Origin of the sequence: Clostridium hydrogenum (genome assembly GCF_021432385.1) — a bacterium.
Classification (GTDB): Bacteria; Bacillota; Clostridia; order Clostridiales; family Clostridiaceae; genus Clostridium_S; species Clostridium_S hydrogenum.
In genome coordinates this window covers 2,239,200-2,264,440 of the sequence record NZ_JAEACT010000002.1, presented here as the reverse complement: position 1 = coordinate 2,264,440, position 25,241 = coordinate 2,239,200, and the positions used below count along the sequence as shown (strand labels likewise).

The following is a 25,241-nucleotide window of genomic DNA, read 5'->3' as shown; positions in this document are numbered from 1 at the left end:
ACACAAAATTATTTTATACACAAATCTTAAATATTGCGAGCCATTATTCAGAGTACAACTGACAGAGTACAGAGTACAGTGAAGGATGATTTTCTTCCGCCTTCCTACAGAAAATCTTACAACTTATTTTTGTTGTTTATACAATTGCAATAGTTACCGCTTTTATTCCAAAATTCCGTAGGCACGGAGGAATTTTTTCCTTAAGTCACTGTAATTGCGAAGTAAGAGCGTTTTGGGACGGTTTAAATAACATCTTATAAATCTTAGAGGGATATTCTTAAAAGACTTAGAAATTTCAATTTGTTTGAACGTTAGTGAGTTATTGAAATTTCTTAGAATTTTAAGAATATTCCTCTTGGATTTATTGATGCTATTTAATGTTCCAAAATGCTCTTACTTTGCAATAAATTTAAGTTACGTATTAAATAATCTTAGTGCGATGGCCCCATTTAAATTTATCATTTGATTAGTTTAACCTACGGTTAAGTTTTTATGCAATAGTTAACTACATATCTATTGGAATAAATATGTAAATAAGATATACTAAATGCATAATAAATTTGGGAGTGATTAAAAGATGGATAAGATATCAATAGGTGAAATTATATTTAAACTTAGAAAAAAGAAGAAAATTACTCAAGAAGAATTAGGAAATTATATAGGTGTGTCAACAGCAGCAGTGTCAAAATGGGAAAGTGGGAATTCGTATCCTGATATAACTTTTTTGCCAGTGCTTGCTGCTTTTTTTGAAGTTTCTATAGATGAATTGCTTAATTATAAGGTTGAACTTTCAGAGGAAGAGGCAAATAAAATATTTGCAGAATGTATAAAGCTGTTTAGATCAGATGATTTTTATAATGGTATTAGTAAGAGCGAAGAATATATTGAAAAGTATAAAAGTAGCTATTTATTAAAATTGAAATTAGCTTGTTTATTTAGAATGTATTTATGGAAAATAAGTGATGAAGAAATGATTAAAAAGATAAATATGAGAATTAAAACATTATTTGAGGAGGTTGTTCAAAACTCCGATAAAGAAGAATTAGTAGAAAGAGCTTTGTATCAACTTAGCAGTGTGTATAGCTCAATGGGAAGGGAAGAGGAGGCAATAGAAGCTTTAAATAAAATTCGCAAAAGTGAATTTAATGTAGATGTTATGCTTGCAAATATATATATCAAAAATGGTGATTTAAAAAAAGGAAGAGAAATTTTTCAAAGTGAGCTTTATAAAAACATATGTTTTTCTGATATGATATTCAGTGCTTTAGCAGAATCTTATGTTAAAAAGGAAAAGGATTTAAAGTCGGCTGAGAGGTATTTAAATTTATCAATTGATGTAAAAAAAGCTTTCTTAGTAGATGGAAAATCTGTTCTAAGTATGTGGAGCGATTATTTAGGGCTAGCCAGTATTTATTTGAAGTTTAATGAAAGAAAAAAAGCCGTTAATATGCTCTGCAGCATGCTTGAAGATCTTAAATGTAATAATGTGAGTGAATTTAATTTTAATTCAATTTGGTATTTTAGTGAAATAACCGAGAAAGGTAAAATGCCAATAAATACTTATGAAATTTTATTGAAGCGTTTAGAAAAATCAGAATTTGATTTAATTAGAGAAGAAAATGAATTTAAAAATATTGTAAATGAATTAAGAAACTTAAAAGAAGGAAGTGCTTTACTTGGGTAAGCTTAGTAGTATTTTAAAATTAAAGCCTTTTTTAAAAAAGTATTTTGGAATTTTTATTATTGGAATTATAGGTATGATTTTAAGTTCAATTGTGTCAACTCCTGTTCCTTATATCATAGGACATTTAATGGACAAGGTACTATTGGGCAAAAAAAGTTTATCGGAATTTTATTTTTATATAGCTATAATAGCAATTTTATATATCCTGCGATATGTTATTTCCTTTGCTTCAAAATATGTATTTGTAAAAATAAATAATTTAGTTGTAAATGAAATGAGATGCTCTGTAATGGAGAAGGTTATGGATTTGCCAATGAGTTATCTTGCAAAAACGGAAAAGGGATATGTTCAAAGTAGGATAAATGAGTGCAGTTCTGTTGGAAGTATTTTTTCTCCATCAATTATTAGTGTATTTTTAAGTGTTGTTGATGCGGGACTTGCTATCATAACTATGTTTGTAATAAATTATAAGTTAGCTATAGTTGCGATTGTATTGGCACCAGTGTTTTTCTTTTCTGCAAAATTATCAGCAGAAAAGTTTATGAAAAGTACAAGAGCAATGATGGAAGCCAGCGCTTTTTTAAATGGAGAATCCTACGAAATAATAAATGGAATTGAAACTATTAAAGTGTTAAACGGCAAGAAGAGTAAGCTTAGTAAGTTTAAAGAAAAGCTAAATGAGCTTATAAAAGTAAGCATAAAACAAAGTAAATCTATGGTTGTTTTTATGGAAAATACACAGCTTATAAGTAATTTTGGTTCTCTTTTAATATTATTTATTGCAGGACTTTTAATTTTAAAGGGTCAATTTACTATAGGTTTATACACTTCATTTTCGTTATACATAGATAGGGTTTTCTCAAGTGCGCAGGGAATAGCTACAATAGGTACAACTATAAAGCCATCATGTTTAAGTATAGAGAGGATTTATGAACTTTTGGATATGAAGGATGAAAATACAGGAAGAAATAAGGTCTTAAATGAAGAAATAAATTCTATAAAGCTTAAAGAGGTGAACTTTAAATATGATGAAAATAAAACCGTCCTTAAGTCTTTAAGCTTTGAAATGAAAAAGGGTGAGAAGGTTCTTATTAAAGGTGAAAATGGTTCTGGAAAATCAACGCTTATTAAGCTTTTACTAGGGCTTTATGATCAAAGTTCTGGAAATATATTTTATAATAATATTGATGTCACAGAAATTAACACTGAAAGTTTGAGGGAAAGAGTTGGAATAGTATCACAAAATATATTTCTATTTAGAGGGACTGTGCTTGAAAATATATTGTATGGTCAAAATAAAAAAAGTCGTCAAGAAGTTGAAGATATAATACAAGAATTAAATTTATGGGAATATGTAAACAAGATGCCAAATGGTTTGGATACTGAAATAAGTCAAAGCACTGCTGGTGTTTCAGGTGGACAAGCTCAAATTATAGCTTTTATAAGGGCAATGCTAAATGACAAGGATGTAATAATTCTAGATGAACCTATTTCAAATGTTGATGCAGAAACAAGAGAAATAGTACTTAATATCCTAAGAACAAGAGATTTTAGAGGAATACTTATTGTGGTTTCGCATTTAGTGGAGGGAATGGACTTTATAGATAATGTTGTTGAGATATAGAAAGCACTTCAAATTACAATTTTTAGAGCAGAGTACAAAGTACAAAGTACAGAGTACAAAGAAGGATGATTTACCTTTTGATTCTCTCAGGTAAATCTTAAACTTAAATGGTGTCAGCTTCGCTGAGCGTCATCAATAGCGCAATTGCGCAGCAATAAAAAAATAAGTTTTCAGATTTTTCGTAGTGTTAACGGAGAAAAATCGTCCTTCATTGTACTTTGTACTCTGTACTTTGGCTTCTCCTCGATAAATTGTAATTTGTCAGGATAAACTCGATATTTTTAATTTCTATATTTAAAGTTCTCCCCATAGTATTGACTTTCCCCTGCGGTGGATGGTTTATAATAATTTTCGTAGAGGTGATTGAATGTATAAAATAGGCGAGTTTTCTAAGATTACAGGTTTGACGGTAAAAACTTTAAGGTATTATGATGAAGAAAATATAATAAAACCATCCTATAGAAACGAAGAAAATGGTTATAGGTATTATAGTCAAGATGATTTTAAAAAGTCACAACTTATTTGTGTGCTTAGGAACTTTGAATTTTCTATAGCAGAAATTAAAGATGTAATAGAAAATTTTCAAAACGAGGATGATTTATCTTATTTTTTAGAAGAAAAGAAAAAAATTATAGAAGAAAAAATGAGAAGGGAAAAGGAACTGTTAAAAAATATTGACCTCTATATAAAACCAGAAGGGAAAGAGGTTAATTGGATGAATTACAAAGTTGAAATTAAATCCATTGAAGCTGTGCTTGTGGCATCAATTAGATTTAAGGGGAAATACAGTGATGTGGGAAACTACATAGGTAAAATTTACAAAGCAGTTAAAGGAAATGCAAGTGGAAGTCCTTTGAATTGCTATTATGATGATGAATTTAAAGAAGAAGCAGATATAGAGTTATGCGTGCCAATTTCGAAAATGATTAAAAGTGACGCAGTTACAGTAAGGGAGCTGCCTAAAATAAATGCAATTTGTGTTACACATAAAGGTTCCTATGAAAATTTAAATAAGGCATATAAGGCTATTTTTGATTATGCAAAAGAGAATGGATTAGAATGCGGCCTTCCATCAAGGGAGATATATGAGAAAGGGCCAGGTATGATATTTAAAGGAAACCCTAATAATTATATAACACATGTTATTGTACCAATAAAGATATAGTACTTGAAAAATTGAAATTGCAAATACAAAGTTCATCCTTATAACAAGTTTTTTAATTCACAGTTCACAATGCACAATGAAGGATGATTTACCTTTAGCTTTGATTAGGTAAATCTTAGAACTTATAATGTCAGCTGCGCTGAACACTGTGTTTTACACCATGCGCAAGCATTAAGTTTTCGGATTTTTCGAGCGATAGCAGAGAAAAATCATCCTTCATTGTGAATTGTGCATCGTGAACTGTGAATTGAAAACATTGTTGTCAGGATAAACTTGGAATTCGCAATTTTAATGTTCTAGATTGTATATCTATAAGAATTAGGAGGGACACGATGGAAAATAAATTAGATTATAAAAAAGAATTTAAAGCTTTATACATGCCAAAGAGAAAGCCTAGCTTAATTGAGGTGCCAGCAATGAAGTTTATTATGATAGATGGTAAAGGAGATCCTAATGCAGAAGCTGGAGAATATCAAGCAGCTTTAGAAGTTCTATATGCACTATCTTATACAATTAAAATGAGCAAGATGGGAGAAAATAAAATAGAAGGATATTTTGAATATGTAGTGCCTCCACTGGAAGGCTTGTGGCGGTGTAAAGATTCTAAAATAGATTTTTCGGATAAAAGTAAATTTTATTGGACAGCTATGATTAGACAGCCTGAATTTGTGACAAAGGAGGTTTTTAATTGGGCATGCCTTGAAGCTGTAAAAAAGAAACCCAAGCTTGACTTTTCAAAAGCCAGATTTGAAACTTTAAAAGAGGGGCTGTGCGTTCAAATGATGCATGTAGGTCCATATGACGATGAGCCTGAAACAGTAAAGCAAATTGAAAATTATATTAAAAATAATAACTTAAAAAATGCAATTTCAACAGTTAATGATGATGGAAGTATAAGGAAACATCATGAAATTTACCTGTCAGATCCAAGAAAAACAGAATTGCAAAAATTAAAAACTGTGCTAAGGGTACCGGTTCGATAACGATAACGAATTATTTGAAATTACAGTGGTTTAAGGAAAGAACACATGGATGTAAGTCCAGTAAGATTTTGGACTACTTATAACTATTTTCTAGTGATCTATTTTGAAAAAAGGAATTACTGAAAAAATATTAGTGTGCCTACGGAATTTTGGCTATGTTTTAAATATTGCACAGAAACAAAGATGCAGTGAAACTATCAAAATAACAAGGTACAGGTGTATTAAAAAAATGATGTGGTATACGAGTATCGAAGAAATATTTTAAATAAAATTGTATAAAACTTAGTGGAAAATTTTTTAAGGCTTTAGAGATTTAGATTGTCTGAGCGTCTTTTTGCGAGTTATCTAAAGATCTTAAGCCTTAAAAAATTTGCCGCTTAGTTTTATTAATTTTATTTAAGATTTCGAGATGCTCGTATACCACATTATTTTTAATGCACCTGTACCTTGTTATTTGATTTTGCACTACACCTTGTTTAGCAATATTTATTTCATATTTTTAAAAATACAATCTATTAAATTCATTACTACATGTAAAGTTTCATCATCCTTATCAAGTAATGGATTAAACTCAACCAAATCCATTGATTTAACTAATTTACTTTTCATAAGATACTCAATAAGGTATTCTCCTTCTTCTATACTCATGCCATTAGATACAGGAGTTCCAGTACCTGGTACTAAGGATTTGTCTATACAATCTATATCAAAGCTTAAATGAACTGCTTTAATGTCATTTTCAATTAGTTTTTCATTTATACTTTTCATTATATTTGCAATTCCATTTTTCTTAATGTCACTTGTAGAATATACATTTAAATTTTTGTTAGATATTAATTTTAATTCTCCTTCATCTAAATCTCTAGCACCTACAATAAATACATTTTCAGGCTTTACTTTAATGCCGCTATAATATATATTTACAAGATCAGGTGAGCCTATTCCCATAGCTCCGGCTAAAGGCATTCCATGTACATTACCTGAGTTTGTTGTTTTATCTGTATTTATATCACCATGAGCATCAACCCATATTACAGCTAAGTTATTATAAAATTTGCTAGCTCCAGAAATGCTTCCAAGTCCAAGAGAATGATCTCCTCCAATTACAAATGGAAAATTGCCAGAGTTTAAAGAATTGTAAACTTCTTCAGCTAAATTAGTATTTACATTAACAATTGGATCTAAAAATTTCATTTTATTGTGAAATAAAAATTTATCTTCATCTGATATTGGTGGTACAAAGATATTACCAAGGTCATATGAATTATGATTATATTTATTTAAAATATCCATCAAATTATTATCTCTTATTTTGTTCGGTCCTAAATCTACGCCTTTTTTATCAGAACCGTAGTATAATGGTACGCCTATTACATTTACGTTCATCGATTTACCTCCAATAAAAAAATTACCTTATCCCTTTGATTATATAATAAATCCAGAAAATATAAAGTGTTAAATATATATGCAAAATTTTTTGAAAATTTAAAAACTAATAATAATACATGCTATTTTTTGAATAAATATTTTTTATTAGCATATTATATGATATTATAAATTTGGAATAAGTGTTTATATTAAATTTAACCAAAAAAGCTTATAAATATTTATAAAAATTTTTTTGAGGTGATTGTATGGATAAGGATAAAATTCTAGAATTTATAAAGAGTAAGGATGTAGAGGATCTTGAAGAAATAAAGTACAAATCAGAAATTGTTGTCTTAAGATTTTTTTATGATTTTGATGATGACGAAATAAATGCAGCAAAAGCTTTTTCAGATGATGAATGCGATGATGAAAATGAAGGTGATGTTTGGTATGATGAGTTTTTCCTTCCATATCTTGATGACATTGCGGCTGACAACATAGGCGAAATTGTAGAAGAATGCAGGGATGAGCTTGAAATTGATGCGCAGTTTATAGTTTATAATGTTGATAAAGAGGATTATGATTATGCTGAAGCTATATGTGTTTTCTACGATAAGGAAACAGCTGTAGATGTGGATGAAGTATTGGACGATTTAAAGCTATAATACTTAAGGTCAGAGTACAGAGTACAGATGACAGGGTACAGTTAAGGATGATTTACCTTTCCTTACGTCAGGTAAATCTTAAACTTATATGTTGTTCAGCTCCGCTGAACAACATTAATGCCGCGATTGCGTAAGCAATCAAAAAATAAGTTTTAAGATTTTCTGTAGCAAAGATCATTAATATACAAAGTTTTATTACACTGCTATTGAAAGTAATTCTACTAAGTTAAAGAATCTACATGGGCTTACGCCCAAACCAATAGTATGTGTATCCTTCATTGTGAATTGTGCATCGTGAATTGATTTAATTTTATAGTATTAACTAGTATTATGGCGAAATATTAAGATAAGTTAAAGTTTATAAGTAAAGAAAGCATATTTTAGCAAAAAAGTATATTGCAAAGATAGTATAAAATATATATAATTAAATGCGTACTCTTCGTGAGCACAATATATGGCCCTATGGTCAAGCGGCTAAGACATCGCCCTCTCAAGGCGGAATCACGGGTTCGATTCCCGTTGGGGCTACCATTAAGAAAGATAGCGGGATTGCAAGTTTGCGACCTCGTTATTTTTTATTGTTCCCACATTTTTTTATTTCACATCAAAAAATTTAACTTTTTTTATTATATTATGCAGTGTTATTTCTTTTTTTATTTAAGTCTAAATTACCCCATGTTAAAACAGCTCTTATTAGAAAGTAAGCTTTAAACAATCAGTGCCACTAGTCTAGTATTCGCTCAAAGATTTAGGTGTGTTTTTGTTTTACAAAGTAGCATTTCATCTTTCAATTAACCAGTGAATAATAAACCATCCAGTAATTTATCAATGGAGAGAAAACTAACTTTTAAGATATTTGAAAAAGTCTATCCAATATATTTGAAAAGAGAAAAAGACAAGCCTGTGAGTTCTGAAGTTACTCATGCAACTGTAAGTCAAGTTTATTTTTTCTCTTTAATTAGGCATTTAGCTGAAATTTAATAAGGATTTTGTGAAAAGGACACCGTATTATTAAAAAATAGATTTTACGGTGTTTTTATTTTTGCCTATGCTTTAAAAGGGGAAGAGATAGCAGTATTGAGGAGAAAATGCGGAATATAGAAGCTGTAAAGAGCATTGGTTAATTCCAGTGCTTTTTAATATGAATAAATTTTATCTAAATAAATATTATTACATTACGATAATAATATAGATATTAATCCAAATTAATACATAGTTTAAGGGGGAAACACAATGAAGAAAAGATTTAAAGTTACTTTAGTTGTATTTTTAGTTGTTGTTTTAGGATGCTTTTCACAGGCATTTGCTGCAACTAATCAAAATACAAAATTAAATAGGATTGTTAAGCAGATTAGGAATGTTAAATTGCTTGATGGTACAACTACAGATGACGGTGGTGTTGTTGGAACTAGTAATTTGAATGGTACTGCTGATAATAGTGCTAAAGTTGGGGAGGTGCTTAAGAATCCTGAAATAGGTTGGAAGAGATATGATGATAGTAATATCAAAATACTAAAAATAGGTAATTGGGCAAATGAGATCTTGGCTGGATATTATAATGGAGGTCAATTCTATTCAAATACTATTGGTGATAGTTTCAAGTTTAAGTTTTATGGCTCAAAATTTAGAATTATAGCTTCAGTTTATAATAACAGGATAAATGACTATCAAAATGAAGTGCTTGCAGATGGCAATAGTGTTGATAAGATTAATACATATAATTCTACTGGTATATGTCAAGTATTAGTATATGAGTATACATTTAATTCCTTTGGAACTCATGTGGTTGAAATAAAAGATATAGCAAAGGATGGACGAGCTATCGGCTTTGATGCAGTAGATATAGATTCAACAGGCTATTTAATTAATCCATCAGCAACAGGAATAACATTAAATAAAACTGCGGATTCTTTAACTGTTGGACAAACAGACACTATAACATCAACGGTAACGTCAGACAGCTCAACAAATAAAAATGTAACATGGACATCAAGTGACCCAAGTATAGCAACTGTAGATTCAACAGGAAAAGTAACAGCAGTAAAAGCAGGAACAGCCACAATAACAGCAACAACTACAGATGGAAGTAATTTGAGTGCATCTTGTACAGTTACAGTAACAGATTCATCTACACCAACACCGACGCCAACAAATAATTCTGATAAATCTGTATTAAACATAACTATGACTAACGGACAAGTTAAACAATACAATGTGACTATGGATACAGTAAATAAGTTTATATCGTGGTATAGATTAAGGTCAGCAGGAAGTGGAGACCCCTTCTATGAATTTGATATAACTCAAACATCAAGTCCAGATATAATAAAAACTGATTATGTTGTATTTGATAAAATATCATCTTTTGAGGTTGATGATTACACAAAATAATTATTAATATGGCACTGGTAGAAATACTGGTGCTTTTATTTTTTTTGTGAATAAATTTAAAAAAATACAATATTAATACAAAAATTACAATTTTATATATGTTTTGACTGCCTTCTTTCTTAAAATATTTTTTGAAAGGAGGTTTTAAAATGTCGAAAATTTATGATATAGAAGTAGAAATACAAAATTTAAGAGAAAACTTGACAGAACTAATTGCGCAAAAAGAAAATTTACTTGATCCACAAGTTATTGCTGCGAGCAAGATGTTAGATTCAATTTTAAACGAGTACAGTAAAATAATTAACGATAAAGTGGAAAAGTAAAAAATTAGGGGCTGCTGTATTAGCATATTTTCTTATGCTAATACAGCAGATCTCTCCTATGATAAATCTAGCCTTATTAAAAATATTTTATTTATTCACGAGATTTTTGAAAATTAACATATAAGTAATATTGTAAAGAAATTTGTTTTTACTTTGTAACTTATCGCATAGGCCATTTAGGCTAACTAACTGTATTTAAGTGTATCTATACATCTTATATGCAGTTTTTTTATGCAAAAAATTAGAAAGGTGGATAAAAAAATGAGTAACGAAAATGAAAAATTAAAAAATGAGAAGGAGAAAAAAGTTGTATGGAGTAATGAAGAAATATTTAGAGAAGAGCTTTATATACTTACTAAAAATCATGCTTTAAGCGATTATGAAGTATTATTGAAGTCAAATGAGCTTAATGAGGAAATTAATAAAGAAATGAAGAAACAAATTAATATTGAATCTTGTATGAAGGCTTTTGCTGATAAAGAAGTTATATGGATTCAAAGTAAAAATTATATCGTAGTATATAAAGAGTATAAAATGTATACTGGATTGATTGTAAAAGATGGAAATGTAGTTTGGCTTAAATGTGCTGATAAAACTTTTTCAACAATTAAAGAAGCTTTTAATTATTTGATGGTAGAGCTTGAACACAGTGAAGAAAATCATCTAAATGATTATTTTTAAACAAGTTCATTAAATTTTTATGGGGTGGAGATTATCCGCCCTTATTTTTTTGTGCAATTTTATTTAATATGCCTTAGTTAGAATGAAACAAAAATAGCATAAAAATGCAACAAAGATGGTAAGAAGCAACGATTAAAAATATTATAAAATAAGCTTGTGCTTAAGAAAATTATGTATTAGGCGCGGAAATAAAAAATTTTGCTAGTAAACCATAAAAATTGGGGGGATTTTATTATGGACAGTACAAGGATTGTTGAAATGTACTTTAACGAGAAAAAAAGTATTCAAGAAATTGCTAAAATTATGGAAAGTACAAAACAAAACATATATAAGCATGTAAAAAAGGATTCTAGGTATTTAGAAGAAGCAAGCAGAAGAAGAAAAATTAAAAATGAACAAAAAGCATTACAATATGACAAAGTTAAAAAATTATATTACGTTGAAAAGAAAAAGGCTTGTGAGATTGCAAAAGAACTTGATTTAAGTAATGCAACTATTACACAAATAATAAAAAGTGATGTTAGATATAAAGATGAAAAAAAGAGAAGAAATATTGAAAGTAAAGAGAGAAACAAGGAAGATTCAAAAAGGATTAAAGCTGAAAAGCGAAAACAAAATGATGATTTAAATATAATGAGTAATTTAATGCTGCTGCAAAAACAAAATTCTATATCAATGTCGAGAACCCGTAAGATGTCGGATACTGGAATAGTAGCTGCCAATTTGAATTATTATAAATTTAATATGGAAAAGCAAAGGTTGGAATTTGATAAATCCTTTGGTGCAAGACCTTTTGATTTACCAAATAGTATTGGAGTTCATACTGTAAAAACTTACGAAAGAAAAACTTATGAAGAAAGTAAAGTATGACAAATAAGGGGCTGTCACATAAAGTTATTTTATACACAAATCTTAAATATTACGAATTAAATCAATTCACAATTCACAATGAAGGATACACATACTAGGGGTTTGGGCGTAAGCCAATGTAGGTTCTTTAACTTAGTAGAATTAATTTCAATAGCAGTGCAATAAAACTTTGTATATTAATAATCTTTGCTACAGAAAATCTTAAACTTAATTTTTTTATTGCTTGCGCAATAGCACCATTTATGGTGCTAAGCGAAGCTTATAATATTTAAATTTAAGATTTGCCTGACGAAAGGAAGGCAAATTATCCTTCATTGTGCATTGTGAACTGTGAATTGTGAATTGATTAAGTTGATTCGCAATAATTTTAAGTTACATGTTAAATAATCTTAGTGTGACAGCCTCATAAATAAAAATATGAAAGCTGGTGATCTTGTGAATGTACAACCTGTATCTCCAGAAATGGCTAGCAGTAAGCTGGTTACAGTGGTTATGATGCTTTACAATTTTTTAACTCCCATTGTATATCCAATAGCACTTCTTGGATATGCAGCTGCTTTTATTTTTCTTATAGGTGGAGCAATATTACACAGCAAAACCATAAAAAAAATGGCAGCAGCAGATTTTGGTGTTATAACCCTAGCACTGATGTTTTACTATTTTATGCCAGTATTTACTGGGCTTTTAAAGACGCTTACTAATGTAGTGAAATAGAAAGGAAAGGTGAATTATATGATTAATGGAAAGTTAAAACAAATTCAGGGAAAAACAAAAAAAGCATGGTTAAAGGCAAATGTAGCGTTAGCTTCAGCAACAGCATTTATTATGACAAACCCTATGTGTGCTTTTGCTAAAGATGCAACCTTTACAGGAGGTTCTAATGCTTCAGATAGTACAGGTGGATCAACAGCAACATCAACTCAAATAACTACACAAACTCCAGCAGATGTTGCAAGTTCAATATTTAAAGCTAATAAAGGTATAGCAGCAGCTTTTGGAGGAGCGCTTGTGGGTATAGCAGTAGTTGTTATAGGAATTAAAATGCTTATGGCCAGCAAAAAACAGGACGCAAGATCAGAGGCTATGGATTCAGTATTGACTGTAATTATAGCAGCTCTTTTAATTGGAGGTTTTGCTGTGTTTGCCGGTTTATTCTGGGGAATGGGACAATAAGAAGGGCTGCTTTATTAATAATTATTTAATTGGCAAACCTTTTTTCAAAGTAGAAAGTACAAAGTATAAAGTACAAAGAAGGATGATTTTCTTTCGTTTTGCTACAGAAAATCTTAAAACTTATTTTGGATTGCTTACGCAATAGCACCATTTATGGGGCTCAGCGAAGCTAATAATATTTAAGTTTTAAGATTTACCTGACGAGAGGAAGGTAAATCCACCTTCATTGTACTCTGTACTTTGTACTTTGTACTCTGGTTTAATGGTTTATCAGCTTGTAAGGAGGAAATGGTCTATGAGGTATTTTCAAGTACCCTTTAACATAAATGATGAAGATAAGATTATAGGTGGCTATATGTCACTTAGACAGTTCGGATGGATAATTGCAGCTGGAACTGTAGTTGCACTTGCTTTTTTAGGTGACAGAAGCTATATGACTATTCATAGAAGTTCTGCTGATTCATCAAGTATAACTTTTAATTACATAGGTCTTACTATAAGACTTATTATATCAATAATTGCAGTTGTATTTGCAGCTTTATGTGCATTTCTAAAGGTAGATGACACTTATAATTTTGATGGCTATTTAATTAAAATGTTTAGATTTAAATTTAGAAATAAGGTTTTTAAGTATGGAAGATAGAAGGTGAAAATGTGGTCTTTATAGGAATAATATTTCCAGTACTTGCAGGTGTTTTTATGCTCTTTGTAGTTATTTACACTAGGAGAAGTAAAAGGCCTAAAGCTAAAAAAAGCAGTAATTTTGAGCAGCACGAGAAAAGTGATTATGAACAGAGTCTTGATAAAAATGCACTAAAAAGACTTATGAATATTAAAGAAATCAAAAGCAATAAGATATATATGAAAAATGGGGCTATTAGAGTTAATCTTGGTATATCCTCTCCAGATTTTGAACTTTTAACGGATGAAGAGCAAACTAGCTTTGAAAATTGTCTTATCATGTGTGCCTTATCACTTAATTTCCCAATTATGTTTCATACAACTTTAAAGAAAATGGAAATAAAGGAGCCAGCTGATCAGGTCGAAAGGACAATGAACAGTAGTGATACTTTAATTTCTGATAACCTAAAGAATTACTGTTCGCAGCTTTATACGGCTTATAGGAAAATGGAAGATGAAAAAGGTGTTTTTGTAAGAAAGAGTTTTTGTACTATAGGTGCATATCTTCCAGATAAAGATGAAAAAAAGGTCCTAAATGAGCTTCAGTCAAGAGTTGACAATATAGCAGGAGGGCTTTCAAGGGCTAGAATGAAAGTCAACTTGTTAAATTCTGAAAGTACAGCGCAAATCTTTGCTGATTTATTTAATAGAGGTAAAAATATAAAAATAGAAAAACTTGAGAAAGAAGGAGTATTTGATTTGTACAGTGAGGGGGTAGGTCAGATTGTTGAAATTGATGAAGAATAAGAAAAATAAAATTAATCAGAAGTCAAAGCAATCAGACGAAAGTGGCAAGGAAAGCAATGACAGTTCGGATAATGAATTAACTGAAGAAAATAACTTCTTTAAGAGAGGAACACTTAATGTACTAGATTTAATCTCTCCGGATGGAATAATTGAAGGCAAAGATTACATGTACTTAGGACCTGAAAAGTATTGCAGGGTATATGCAATTATAGGTTTTCCAAGAAATATGACGGTAGGCTATTTAAATGAGCTTTTTCAAATAGGTAATATTGATATTACAACCTATGTTGAAAATATACCAGATTCAAGCGTTATAAAAAGACTTACTTCTAAGTTTAGTCAGTACATGAGCAATATAAGTCTTCAGTTAAAACATGGTTATTCTATAGATTATGGAATGAAACTGGCGGCAGAAGATTTGGATGATATGAGAGCTAAAATACAGACAAATACAGAGAGAATGTTTTATGCTCAGCCAATAGTTTTGTTATGGGGCAAAAATCAAGCAGATCTTGATGATAGGTCAGAAATGTTTGACACTATTTGTGCAAGAAAATCGCTGGTGGCAAAATGCCTTGTTGGAGATCAGCTTAAAGGATTTTTAAGTGGTATGCCTTATTTAGATATTAAGTATGCAAATGGGTTTAGAAATATGACAACAGGTTCCATTGCAAGCCTTATACCTGTTGGAAATACAGAGCTTTGCCATAAAAATGGAATATTTTACGGAGAAAATTTATTTACAAAATCCCCAATTGTATATGATGAATTCATAGGGGCACCTACACTAACTAATCCACATACTTTTGTTTCTGGAACAACTGGTGCTGGTAAGTCTGTTTTTTTAAAACTTAAAGCAGGTAGATGTGCAGCAGCAGGAAGGTGGACTATGATACTAGATCCACAAGAAGAGTACAGGCAATGGATAGAGCATCTTGGTGGTCAGTATATTCAGCTTAAGCCAGGAGTTAAATCTGGAATAAATCCTTTTGAAATTGAAGTAGAAGAAGATGAAAATGGAAAGAGAAAAGTAGATATATATGGCAAGCGTTCTCAGATAATAGAGATGATATCAATATTTTCAGAGAAATTTAGAAATGGTGCGCCGCTTCAAGGTGAAGAAATAACTGCTGTTGATGAATGTACAGCAAATTTATACTTAGAATTGGGTATTACAGAAGCGCCAGAAAGCCTATATGAAGAAAAATCTTATGAAAAAGATGGTCAATTTTATACTGGAAAAGTTAAAAAGAATTTGCCAACCTTAAGTAATTTAAGAAATGCACTTATAGTTAAAAATGAAAAGCTTGAGTCAGAAGGAGTAAAAGAACTTATTGAAGTTATGAAGATGATAACTGGTGATGGGCCTATGGCTATGTTTGATTGTAAATCATCAATAAATTTAAATAGCAGGATAATAGCTATAAGCTACAAAAATTTAACTGATGAATTTACAAAATTTTATGCTATGATAAACAGCCTATCATGGATATGGACGACTTTTTCAAATTACAAATATAAGGATATAGAAAAAGAAGTTATAGTGGATGAAGGACATTTATTTGCAAAGTTTGAAAGATCACTTCACTTTCTTGAACTTATAGCAAGGCTTGGTAGAAAACTTAAAATAGCATTAACTCTTGCTACACAATTTATGCAGGACTTTATAGGCAGCAAGGAAAGAGAGGCCATTGTAAATTTATGCGGAACTAAAATACTTCTAAAGCAGGACAGTGCAGTTGCTAAAAAGGTAGCTGAATTTTTAAGTTTATCTTCAAGATGTGAGCAGCTTATGACTACCTTTATATCGGGACAAGCTATACTTCTTTCAGAACAAGAGCTTGTTTTAATGCATGTAAAGCCCTTTGATTTTGAATGGGATTTTGTAAAAACATCTTAAGGAGGGAATAAGTATGTTGAATTTTATATCCCTTGCAGCAGCAATTATACCAGTAACAGATGAAGACGGTGGAGGTTCAGCTGTATCAAAAGCAGCATCACAGGCAGGCTCAACAGCTATGAATTTTATATCTAATAATAATGATGGTCCAACAAAAATAATATATGACTATATAAGTGCCTTTGGTGGAGTTATTATAGCCTTTGCAATAATAATGGCGGCTATAAAATTATTGCTTTCAGCGCATAAAAAAGATGCAAGAGAAAAAGCCATGGATTCTCTTGGCAAAATAATAATTGGCGGTTTCATTATAGGGGCTAGTCTTGTATTTTCAGGATTTATAGCTAATGTTGCAAATCAATCTGGAGTTGAAATTTCAACTGCAGTTCCAAGTGCGGGAAGTCCATCAAATGAAACTACGAGTGATGATAAAGGAAGCTTTGTATTAAGAGCGGTAACAGATGTTGTTGATATAATTCCAAACAAGCTTTTTGATTGGATAGGAAGCGGATTTGGATTTAAATCACTTGATAATCTAATATTTAATGCTGATAAAAAAGCTTCAGCTATGCCTCCTTTTACTGAATCGGAATGGCATAATTTAAACTATCTGTATATAAGCATATGTACATTAATAGCACCACTACTTTTAATAATGGTTGCAAAGACCGGTATTGAAATGGTTATTTATTCAGATTCTACGTCAAAGAAAATAGATTTAAAAGAGGAAATATCAAGGTGGATATTGTGTGCTTTCATGCTTGGTACGGCTCCATTTTTAATTCAAGGCTTGTTTAGTCTTTTTAATGCATTTACAGATTCTCTTGGAACAGCTACAGCTGCTATATGGGGAAATGGTGGAACATCAGCTTCGGGTGCAACTAAAGCTTTTGGGGTGGATACTTTTAAAAATTTGACAACAGGTTCTGCATTAACAACGGCTATAGTGCATTTCTTGTATGCATGGCAGATGATAAAAATAAATTTAGTTTTTATCTCAAGAAAAGTTGTATTAGCTGTTATGTATGCATTCACACCAATAGCAATAGCACTTTGGGGGATAAACAAGAGAGTTCATGCAGCTAGCATATGGTTTGGTGAAATATTAACCAATGCAGCAATGCAATTTTTTTATGCGTTTACTTTTACAGTAATGATAGTGGCTCTAGGTGGTGGCTGGAAGAATTGGATACTAACCCTTGTGTGGATGTCAGCAATAATAAAAATATCAGATATGCTTAGAAACTCACTTCAAGGATTTTTTACAAAACTTGCAGGAATTGATGAACAAAAACTTGCAGGAGGTGTTTTTGGAACTGTAGGTTCAACCTTTGCAGGCATGACAGCAGCCTTTGGAATGTCTATGGGAAATAAGGAGTTTAAAGGTTCAAGTGTAGGCGGAAAGGTGCTTGGAGAAACTTTAGGAAACAATAGCGGGAAAAAGTATAAGGCACAAGGAAATGATGGTATAGCTGCCAATATGCCACCTAATAAAGGAACTCCTAATGTAAAAGCAGAAAATAGCAGTTCACCAATTGGAGGAGCTGCTAGTGGAGGATTAAATCCTAATGGCACATCTTCAGCAGCACCAGATTTTACAGGAAATTCAGGCAGTGGAAGTTCTACTGGAGGTAACACCTCAGAAGATTTGCCACCAATAGCTCCAGCTAGTGATGATAATAAAAATAATGTATCGAAGGATAAGTCTAAAGAAGATCCAATGGTAAGAAACTTCAGAAAAAGAAGTAATGAACAAGGATTATATAATTCAATGCTTGCAGATAATTTAAATAGAGAAATGGCAAAGTCCAGCAGAAAAAAAGCTTCAGGAATAGTGACAGGAGCCATGAGAGCAATGACTATGAATGATCCTATGATGAAAGGTTTTATAGAAGGTGCTGGTAATATAGCAGGAGGTATTCAAAAGAGGAGAGCTACAACAAAAGCAATAAATAAAACAGCAGAGCAAATGCAGCAGCTTACGGGAATGAGCAAGAAAGATGCAATAAATACTTTGTTTGCTGGCGACAATGATTTAAAAGCTAATTTTAAGAATATAAAAGTTTTAAATGATCCAGTAAATAAAGTATTAGATAAAACAGTGAATACTAAGCAAGGGAAAGCTATTAGAAATTTTATGAATAAACAAAAATTTGCTGGTGATATAGCTAGAGGAAATAATGAGGCAGCAGCTATGGATTTAGCAGCAGCTCAACCATTTAATAAATTAAGTGATGAAAACAAGACAAAAATTATAGCACAAACTAATTCTTATACTTCAATGGATGGTTTTAATCATTGGGAGGATTAATTTCAAACAAAATTAGGGCTGTTACAGTAAAAATATTTTATAGGCAAGTCTTAAATATTGCGAACCTTTATTCAGAGTACGGAGTACAGAGTACAGAGTACAATGAAGGATGATTTACCTTTCCTTACGTCAGGTAAATCTTAAACTTAACTGTTGTTAGCTTCGCTGACAACAGCAATGGCGCGATTGCGTAAGCAATCAAAAATAAGTTTTAAGATTTTCTGTAGCTTTGCTACAGAAAATCATCCTTCACTGTACTTTGTACTCTGTACTCCGTACTCTGTCTTTTTTGATGGGAAGTGATTAATTTGTTTAATGAAGAAAGTGGTGAGGAAAATAAAAATTCAAGTGTTAAATCTTTTATAGGAGGGATTGCAAAAAAGAAAGGAAAACAAGTATTAAAAAAGGTACTTATAAAAATTATGATACCTTGGGGATTTTTAATATGCTTTGCACTTTTCATAATTATATTTTGTATAGGTGCGGCAAAAGTAGGATCTACCGGTGAGCATACTTTTTCAGATACCATGAACAAATATGATAATAAAACTTTGGCAGGTTATCTGAAGGTTAAAGTTAAAAATGCCAATGGAGCTACAGATGATTACTATGGAATGGCTAAAAGAGTGGGACTTACAGAAGGAAATGTTGAAGGCTTTATTTCTCTAGCAGAGCTTGAAACTGGAAAAGATATGAATAAGATGTTAAATGATAAAAAGTTAACAGACCTACTCGTAGGAGAATTTATAATAACAAAGTATACAGAACTTTTAAAACCTAATTTTACCTATAAAGATGATTATATAGTTACTACGACAACTACAAATGTGAAGGACAGTACAGGTAAAAATTTGACATCAACAAAAACAGATAAAAAGAAAATAAAACTTTTAACTGAAGCTGATACCATTAAAGGAAAGGTAGATATAACTTATAAAGTGGATTCTACTAGTTCTAGTCAAACCTCAACAAGGACTTATGATGCACCAGGGTCACAAACAGTTTTAGCGGCACAAAATTCAAGTCAGCCAGCACCAACGCTAGGCACACAAAATGTTGCAGAAACTACAACAGTAACAACTAAGGTTGACACTCCAATTATTGATAAGGTAACTGAAAGTGAAAAGCATTTTGAAAGATTAAAAGGAATAATTAAGAGTACATTTCCTAATGAAAAATCAGACGATAATCTTGATATGGCAGTACATTATGTCATTAATGGTACAGGCAGTGATTATGATACTAGCGAGCAAAATGGCGATTGGATGAATTTAGAGGTTGAGGAGGATATTGTAGATGACATAATGGGAGAAGATGGTGGAGGATTTTCTGGAACAATACCATTGTTTAGGCAAACAGATCCAAGATGGTGCAATATTCCATTTGGGGATAAGGATATTTATACAAGTGGTTGCGGGCCTACAAGCTTTGCTATGGTTGTTTCCGGATTAGAAGGAAAATTGGGTTCATGGGATTTAAATGGGGATGGAATTTTAGATCCAGGTGAAGCAGCTAAATATGCTCAAAAGAGTGGCTATGATACAAAACCTTGTTCATGGGATTTATTTGGACAAACATCAGCAGGTAGATTCGGATTAACCAGCACACAGACAAAAGATTCAAATATTGTATATAGTGCATTGAAAGAAGGATATCCAGTTATAGCAAGTATGCATGCAGGTCATTTTACGAAGGGGGGACATTTTATAGTTCTTACGGGAGTTGATTCAGATGGACAAGTTCTTATAAATGATCCTAATCCAGCGAATGGTATAACTAAATTTTCTATGGATGGTATTGCAGCAGAAGCAAATGTGTTTTGGATATTTAAAAATCCTAATATGAAGCTTGAACAATACGAACTGACAGTTTATGGTGGTCATAAAGATGCGATGGAGGGATTATCAGGAATAACTGCGGATGGAACTAATGTAAATGGATATTTAGACTTTTCACCTAGAATTATTGCAACAGACACAAGTGTAATTCCTCTTGGCAGTAAAGTATACATTAAATTTCCGGAAAGTATAAGACATGAAAAAACGGCAGATGGGAAGGACTTTGATATGAATGGTATCTATACAGCTAGAGATACTGGAGGAGCTTTTCACGGAGGTGTTAAACATGTGGATTTATTTATGGGATATGGATCTTATGCAGAGCAAATGATAAAGAAAATTGGCAAATGTGAGGTTGCAATTATGAAGAAATAATGAAAGGGGTTGAAAAAATATGAGATTTAATAAAGGCAATAAGGTCAAATTTATAGTTATAACAAGTATAATAACTTTGCTTTTTATAATTACTGGAGTATTTATGCTTTCAAAACTTGCCTATAACAACAAGGGTAAGCTTAATGTAAAAAAAGATATGAAGGAAGCACGGAAATTAAAACAAGACGAGGATAATAAAGCATTAGAAATAAAAGTAGTAGGGGATGAAAAAAAAGAACAAAAGCTTAAAGAATTTGCAAATAAATACCAAGACAGCAGCTATGATAAAAATACTGTTAATTCAACACCAGAACGAAGAACTGCAAATGGAGAATTTTATGTAGATAATGCAGGAGATTTATATTCAGAAAAGCTTGTAAATATAGATGATATGGAAAGAATAGAAGATAGACTCAAGGAAGCTGCAAATGACATGAAAAATGTTTATACTGAAACTATTTCTTTTAATAAGGATGCTGACAAATTATCAGAATATCTTTCAAAAGGAGATAATAAATCAAGATTTAGCTATGAATATGGAATAAATGATGTAAATGATTTAAAGCTATTTATATCTAAATTGACTTTTTTAAAAGCTAGTAAAGTGGATTGTGGAGTTTTAAGCAATATAAAGAAAGTTGATGATAACAATATAACTTTTCAATTTCAAATTAAAACTAAGGAAGGTACAAGCCAAAACTTTAATGTTTCTATAAATTTTGCCGATGAAAGAGCCATATTAAATATTAAAATTTCTTAACCATTTTTTATGTAAAGGAAAAATAAAAGGGAGGTTAAATTAATGACATTAGCAATAGCAACAGGAATGAAGGAATTGGATGAAAAAATTCAAGAAATACTGCTTGGTAATGGAAATTTAGAAATACAAATTGTTAATTACAGAGAATTCTTCGATAAAAAAGATTTCGATGTAGCAATAGTATCTGAGAGACTTGTTGGAGATATGGACACAAATCAACTCTTTTTTCTTTTAAAAGCAAAAGATACAAGGGTAATATACCTTACAAATGAGGAAGATGTAAAGGGTATAAAGAAGTGCTTTAATTACTCCATCAACGACATATTATTTGATCCAGTAAAACCGGAAGAAGCGGCTAATTTAGTTTTAAATCCAAATTCATTTTCGGATATTTCGGACATCTATTTAAAGTACAGTAATATGGAGCTGGAAAAAAATGATGATGGAACACCGGTAAAGGTTATAAATGTCGGAGGCAATACCAATAATGTTACAAAGATAATTGAAAAAAATAATGAAAAAGTGGTTGAGAAGATAGTTGAAAAGCCGGTTGTAGTAAAAGAAACGGTTTATAAAACTAAAATATTAAAGCAGAAAATATTTGCTTTTTATACTACTGACAATGCCCTTTTGACAGCAGATTTAATAACTCAACTTGGTGCTTTATTATCTCAGAAGGTAGAACAAAAAATACTTATATTAGATTTTAATACTTTATTTCCAGTGATGGATCACTTCTTAGGTATCAATAAAAACATTGATATTGAAAGCAAATATGATGTTGGAGATAATACAAGCTTGGTTTCCATGTATAATGCAATTGAAAGAAACATCTTTAGCAGTAGTAATTTTTCTAAATTCGTAAAAAAGCATCCTAAGTATAAAAACATTGATGTTGCAACAGGCTTATATGATTTAGTGTTATTTGAAAAAATGCCTAATGAATATTTTGAAAAAATAATAGATGTTGCGGCAAGCCTTTATGACACCATACTTATAAATACAAATCCAGATATAAGTTTGGGAAGCACCTTTATTCCTTTAACTAAAGCAACAGAGATTATATGCGTAAGTGAGGCTAATTATACGGAACTTAGAAGCTTATTGTTTGTAATAAACAATTTAAAAGCAAAAATTGTGCAGGATAAATTTAAAATTGTTATGTCAAATATGACAAGCAGTAGTTTAGATGAAGAAACAGTAAAGAAAATACTTGAGGGTTATGAAATTCTAACTTTCATTCCATATGATGAGGCAAGAGAAAGCAGCTTAAATGAGCAAAAAGTATTTGCAGATGCTTTCAGTAGCAAAAGATTAACCCCATATATTGAAATTATGGAAAAACTAGATTATATACCAAAAACATCATTTTGGGATAAAGTGTTTAGGAGTAAAAGGGAAGACAAAGAGCTAGTTAAAGGAGGTAAGCCTCTTGAATAAAGTAAATTTGATTGAGGAACTTAATTATAAAAAAATCCAAAATAAAGCAAATATCGGACATGAAAAGGAAATTATTTTATTAGTTGATGCCATAATAGAAGAATTTACAAAGAAAAAATCTTATCTCATTAATGATGTTGAAAAAGGCGAACTTCCTGAAAGTGCAATTCAAGATGAGGTATTAGGCTATTTAGATAAGAAAGGAATAAAGTTTGAAGTTGAAGATAGAAATGAATTAATTAAAAAAGTTATGGATTATTTATTTGGTTACTATCTTCTCCAGGATTTAATTGAGGATGATGATATTTCAGATATTAAAGTCCTTTCATATGATAATGTTCAAGTAAAAATTAAAGGCAAAAGGGTGCCTTCAAATATTAAGTTTACATCAAAAGAGTCATATGAAATCTTTTTTAATTACCTTGTAGTAAAGCTTGGTGGAACACTTGATAAAAGAAATGCTGTTCAGCTTTTAGAAGATAAAACTCAAGAAAAATTTTATTTAAGAATAACACTAAGTTCAGATTTTGTAAATTCTAGTGACGTGCCATACATTGTTATAAGAAAAATACCTAAAGATAAGGCTTCATTGGAATTGCTTATGGGCAAATATGGAATGATGAATAAAAGGATTTATGAGTATTTAGTAAGAGCATCAAATGTTGGTTTAAATGTTTTAATGTGCGGCAAAGGTGGAAGTGGGAAGACAACACTTATAAATGCAATGCTGGATAAAGTACCATTTTCTACAGCAGGACTTGTAATACAAGAAATTGAAGAACTTTACTCGGAGCATCCTAATATGATGTTTCAAAAAGTGAAAGTAAAGGTAGGAGAAAGTGATGTTGAGTATTCCTTAAGCAAGTTATCTAGGCAGGCTATGACTGAGGATATAGATATGATAGTAATTGGTGAAATAAAAGGTAAGGAAGCAATGGACTTGTTTAAGGTTATGGGTACTGGACATATTGGTTGGGCATCAGTTCATACGAATAGTTCTAAGGAAGCGCCAGATAAGCTTGTGGATTATATGGAGGAAGCTAGTACAAATCTTCATAGATCGTCACTTTTAAAAATGCTTTCGGCTATAGATGTAATAGTGTTCATGAAAGACTTTAAGGTTATGGAAGTAACGGAAGTAGTAGGCTTTAATGAAGATAAAAAAGAGCTTGATTTTAATCCTATATTTAAGTTTGATAAAGGTAACTTTAATACAATTGGACACAGCTGCAGCAAAATAAATGAAAAACTTCAATATTCAGAGTACAAAGCTACTTTAAAAGAAGGTGAATAGCTTGCATATATCAGTTTTAAATATAGTTTTAAATGCAATATTAGCTGTACAGATAGTTATAATTGTATTTTTGTCACTGGAAATGTTATTTACAGATAGAAATAAGTTAAGAGAACTCCTTCAATTTATAGATAAAAAGTATGAGGAAAGATTACTTTTTGAAAGAGCAGAGGAAATATATAAGAAAAAAGGTAAAGATAAAAAATCTATTTTAGTAAAACTTGATAAGCTTATATATAACTCAAATATAAGAAAAACTTTTAAGTTCATGTCTTCTGAGCTTTTTATATTTATAGATATTCTTTTAGCTTTAGCTGCTGCATTTGCAATATATATGATGCTTTCTAGTGTTACGTTTTCGCTTATTGCTTTTTTTGCAGTTATTATTTTCTCCTATGCTTTTCTTAGAGAGCTTGCAAGGATAAACTTCGATAAGATAGATAATAACATAATGCCCTTTGTAAATGCATTAAAAAGCAGTGCCAAGATTAAAAATAGCATATTGTATATGATGGAGGAGTCTACAAAAAGCTTAAAGGAACCTTTAAAGACACACAATAAGGAATTTGTAATGGAAGTTAAAAGAGGAGTTCCAATGGAGAAAGCCTTTGAAAATTATATAAACAAGGTAGAAAATATAAGGCTTAAAAATATTCTAAAGAATCTCTATATATGTTCTATGAACAATGCGGATTATTTAAAGCTTTTAGATAAAACCAAAGTTGTAATTAGAAAGTATTATGAAGAAAAAGAGAGAAGAAAGAAAAAGGTTCAAACTGGACAAGCAGGCATAATAGCAATAATTGTTATTTCACTTGTAATAATTCATGGGCTTACAGGAATAACACCTGATTTTTATACAAAGCTCAGATATTCAACTATAGGTCAAATGATAATAGCTTACATTGTTGGGGTAATAATATTTGCAATATATAAGTGTATTACACTTAAAGACTTTAATTACTAGA

The 25,241-nt window shown here is 30.8% G+C and carries 21 protein-coding genes and 1 tRNA gene; 21 read left to right on the top strand and 1 reads right to left on the bottom strand.

The genetic code is table 11. From position 1 onward, the window contains the following. The first annotated feature begins 577 nt into the window (after positions 1–577). The 4 genes from CUEA01_RS10240 (at position 578) to CUEA01_RS10225 (ending at position 5,456) form a co-directional block, all read left to right on the top strand. Complete coding sequence (locus tag CUEA01_RS10240; protein ID WP_234121536.1) at positions 578–1,684, top strand: helix-turn-helix domain-containing protein; 1,107 nt, start codon at positions 578–580, stop codon at positions 1,682–1,684. After that, positions 1,677–3,308, top strand: coding sequence for an ABC transporter ATP-binding protein (locus CUEA01_RS10235; protein WP_234121535.1), 1,632 nt, complete (start codon positions 1,677–1,679; stop codon positions 3,306–3,308). Before CUEA01_RS10240 ends, CUEA01_RS10235 begins: the two co-directional genes overlap by 8 nt. A gap of 367 nt (positions 3,309–3,675) precedes the next feature. Continuing rightward, positions 3,676–4,473: a MerR family transcriptional regulator gene (locus CUEA01_RS10230; protein WP_234121534.1), complete on the top strand. Its 798-nt coding sequence runs from the start codon at positions 3,676–3,678 to the stop codon at positions 4,471–4,473. Positions 4,474–4,805: 332 nt separating this feature from the next. After that, positions 4,806–5,456, top strand: coding sequence for a GyrI-like domain-containing protein (locus CUEA01_RS10225; RefSeq protein ID WP_234121533.1), 651 nt, complete (start codon positions 4,806–4,808; stop codon positions 5,454–5,456). A gap of 486 nt (positions 5,457–5,942) precedes the next feature. Here CUEA01_RS10225 and rocF read toward each other — a convergent pair whose 3' ends face one another. Further along, positions 5,943–6,842, bottom strand: a complete 900-nt coding sequence (gene rocF / locus CUEA01_RS10220; RefSeq protein WP_234121532.1) for an arginase — start codon at positions 6,840–6,842, stop codon at positions 5,943–5,945. 248 nt (positions 6,843–7,090) lie between these two features. On the opposite strand from rocF, the gene CUEA01_RS10215 reads away from it, so the two are divergent. From CUEA01_RS10215 to CUEA01_RS10135, 17 genes are all read left to right on the top strand, one after another. Next, entirely contained in the window at positions 7,091–7,489 is a 399-nt protein-coding gene (locus CUEA01_RS10215) for a hypothetical protein (RefSeq protein WP_234121531.1), read from the top strand. Positions 7,490–7,945: 456 nt separating this feature from the next. Continuing rightward, positions 7,946–8,020: transfer RNA gene (locus CUEA01_RS10210), tRNA-Glu, on the top strand. Positions 8,021–8,722: 702 nt separating this feature from the next. Further along, entirely contained in the window at positions 8,723–9,880 is a 1,158-nt protein-coding gene (locus tag CUEA01_RS25140) for an Ig-like domain-containing protein (RefSeq protein WP_329603976.1), read from the top strand. Between the two features lie 149 nt (positions 9,881–10,029). Continuing rightward, positions 10,030–10,203 carry an aspartyl-phosphate phosphatase Spo0E family protein gene (locus CUEA01_RS10200; RefSeq protein WP_234121530.1) on the top strand — a complete coding sequence of 58 codons (174 nt, stop codon included), beginning with the start codon at positions 10,030–10,032 and terminating at the stop codon, positions 10,201–10,203. Between the two features lie 261 nt (positions 10,204–10,464). Next, entirely contained in the window at positions 10,465–10,884 is a 420-nt protein-coding gene (locus tag CUEA01_RS10195) for a hypothetical protein (protein ID WP_234121529.1), read from the top strand. A 234-nt stretch (positions 10,885–11,118) separates the two neighbouring features. Next, the gene (locus tag CUEA01_RS10190; RefSeq protein WP_234121528.1) at positions 11,119–11,754 is read left to right on the top strand and encodes a hypothetical protein; all 636 of its coding nucleotides are present in this window, start codon (positions 11,119–11,121) and stop codon (positions 11,752–11,754) included. A 417-nt stretch (positions 11,755–12,171) separates the two neighbouring features. Further along, positions 12,172–12,468: a hypothetical protein gene (locus tag CUEA01_RS10185; protein WP_234121527.1), complete on the top strand. Its 297-nt coding sequence runs from the start codon at positions 12,172–12,174 to the stop codon at positions 12,466–12,468. 18 nt (positions 12,469–12,486) lie between these two features. After that, on the top strand, positions 12,487–12,927 hold the full coding sequence (locus CUEA01_RS10180) for a hypothetical protein (RefSeq protein ID WP_234121526.1): 441 nt from the start codon (positions 12,487–12,489) through the stop codon (positions 12,925–12,927). A gap of 295 nt (positions 12,928–13,222) precedes the next feature. Further along, on the top strand, positions 13,223–13,570 hold the full coding sequence (locus CUEA01_RS10175; RefSeq protein ID WP_234121525.1) for a PrgI family protein: 348 nt from the start codon (positions 13,223–13,225) through the stop codon (positions 13,568–13,570). Positions 13,571–13,581: 11 nt separating this feature from the next. Continuing rightward, entirely contained in the window at positions 13,582–14,355 is a 774-nt protein-coding gene (locus CUEA01_RS10170; protein WP_234121524.1) for a hypothetical protein, read from the top strand. Next, positions 14,345–16,255, top strand: coding sequence for a VirB4 family type IV secretion system protein (locus CUEA01_RS10165; RefSeq protein ID WP_234121523.1), 1,911 nt, complete (start codon positions 14,345–14,347; stop codon positions 16,253–16,255). The genes CUEA01_RS10170 and CUEA01_RS10165 overlap by 11 nt, the downstream gene beginning before the upstream one ends. Positions 16,256–16,268: 13 nt before the next feature. Continuing rightward, a complete protein-coding gene (locus CUEA01_RS10160) occupies positions 16,269–18,566 on the top strand; it encodes a G protein-coupled receptor family protein (protein ID WP_234121522.1) in 2,298 nt (765 codons plus the stop codon). Between the two features lie 308 nt (positions 18,567–18,874). After that, complete coding sequence (locus CUEA01_RS10155; protein WP_234121521.1) at positions 18,875–20,779, top strand: C39 family peptidase; 1,905 nt, start codon at positions 18,875–18,877, stop codon at positions 20,777–20,779. Positions 20,780–20,798: 19 nt separating this feature from the next. Continuing rightward, on the top strand, positions 20,799–21,539 hold the full coding sequence (locus CUEA01_RS10150; RefSeq protein WP_234121520.1) for a hypothetical protein: 741 nt from the start codon (positions 20,799–20,801) through the stop codon (positions 21,537–21,539). A gap of 42 nt (positions 21,540–21,581) precedes the next feature. Next, a complete protein-coding gene (locus CUEA01_RS10145) occupies positions 21,582–22,979 on the top strand; it encodes a MinD/ParA family ATP-binding protein (RefSeq protein ID WP_234121519.1) in 1,398 nt (465 codons plus the stop codon). After that, positions 22,972–24,273: an ATPase, T2SS/T4P/T4SS family gene (locus tag CUEA01_RS10140; RefSeq protein WP_234121518.1), complete on the top strand. Its 1,302-nt coding sequence runs from the start codon at positions 22,972–22,974 to the stop codon at positions 24,271–24,273. The genes CUEA01_RS10145 and CUEA01_RS10140 overlap by 8 nt, the downstream gene beginning before the upstream one ends. 1 nt (position 24,274) lies before the next feature. After that, positions 24,275–25,240 carry a type II secretion system F family protein gene (locus tag CUEA01_RS10135; RefSeq protein ID WP_234121517.1) on the top strand — a complete coding sequence of 322 codons (966 nt, stop codon included), beginning with the start codon at positions 24,275–24,277 and terminating at the stop codon, positions 25,238–25,240. Position 25,241 lies beyond the last annotated feature (1 nt).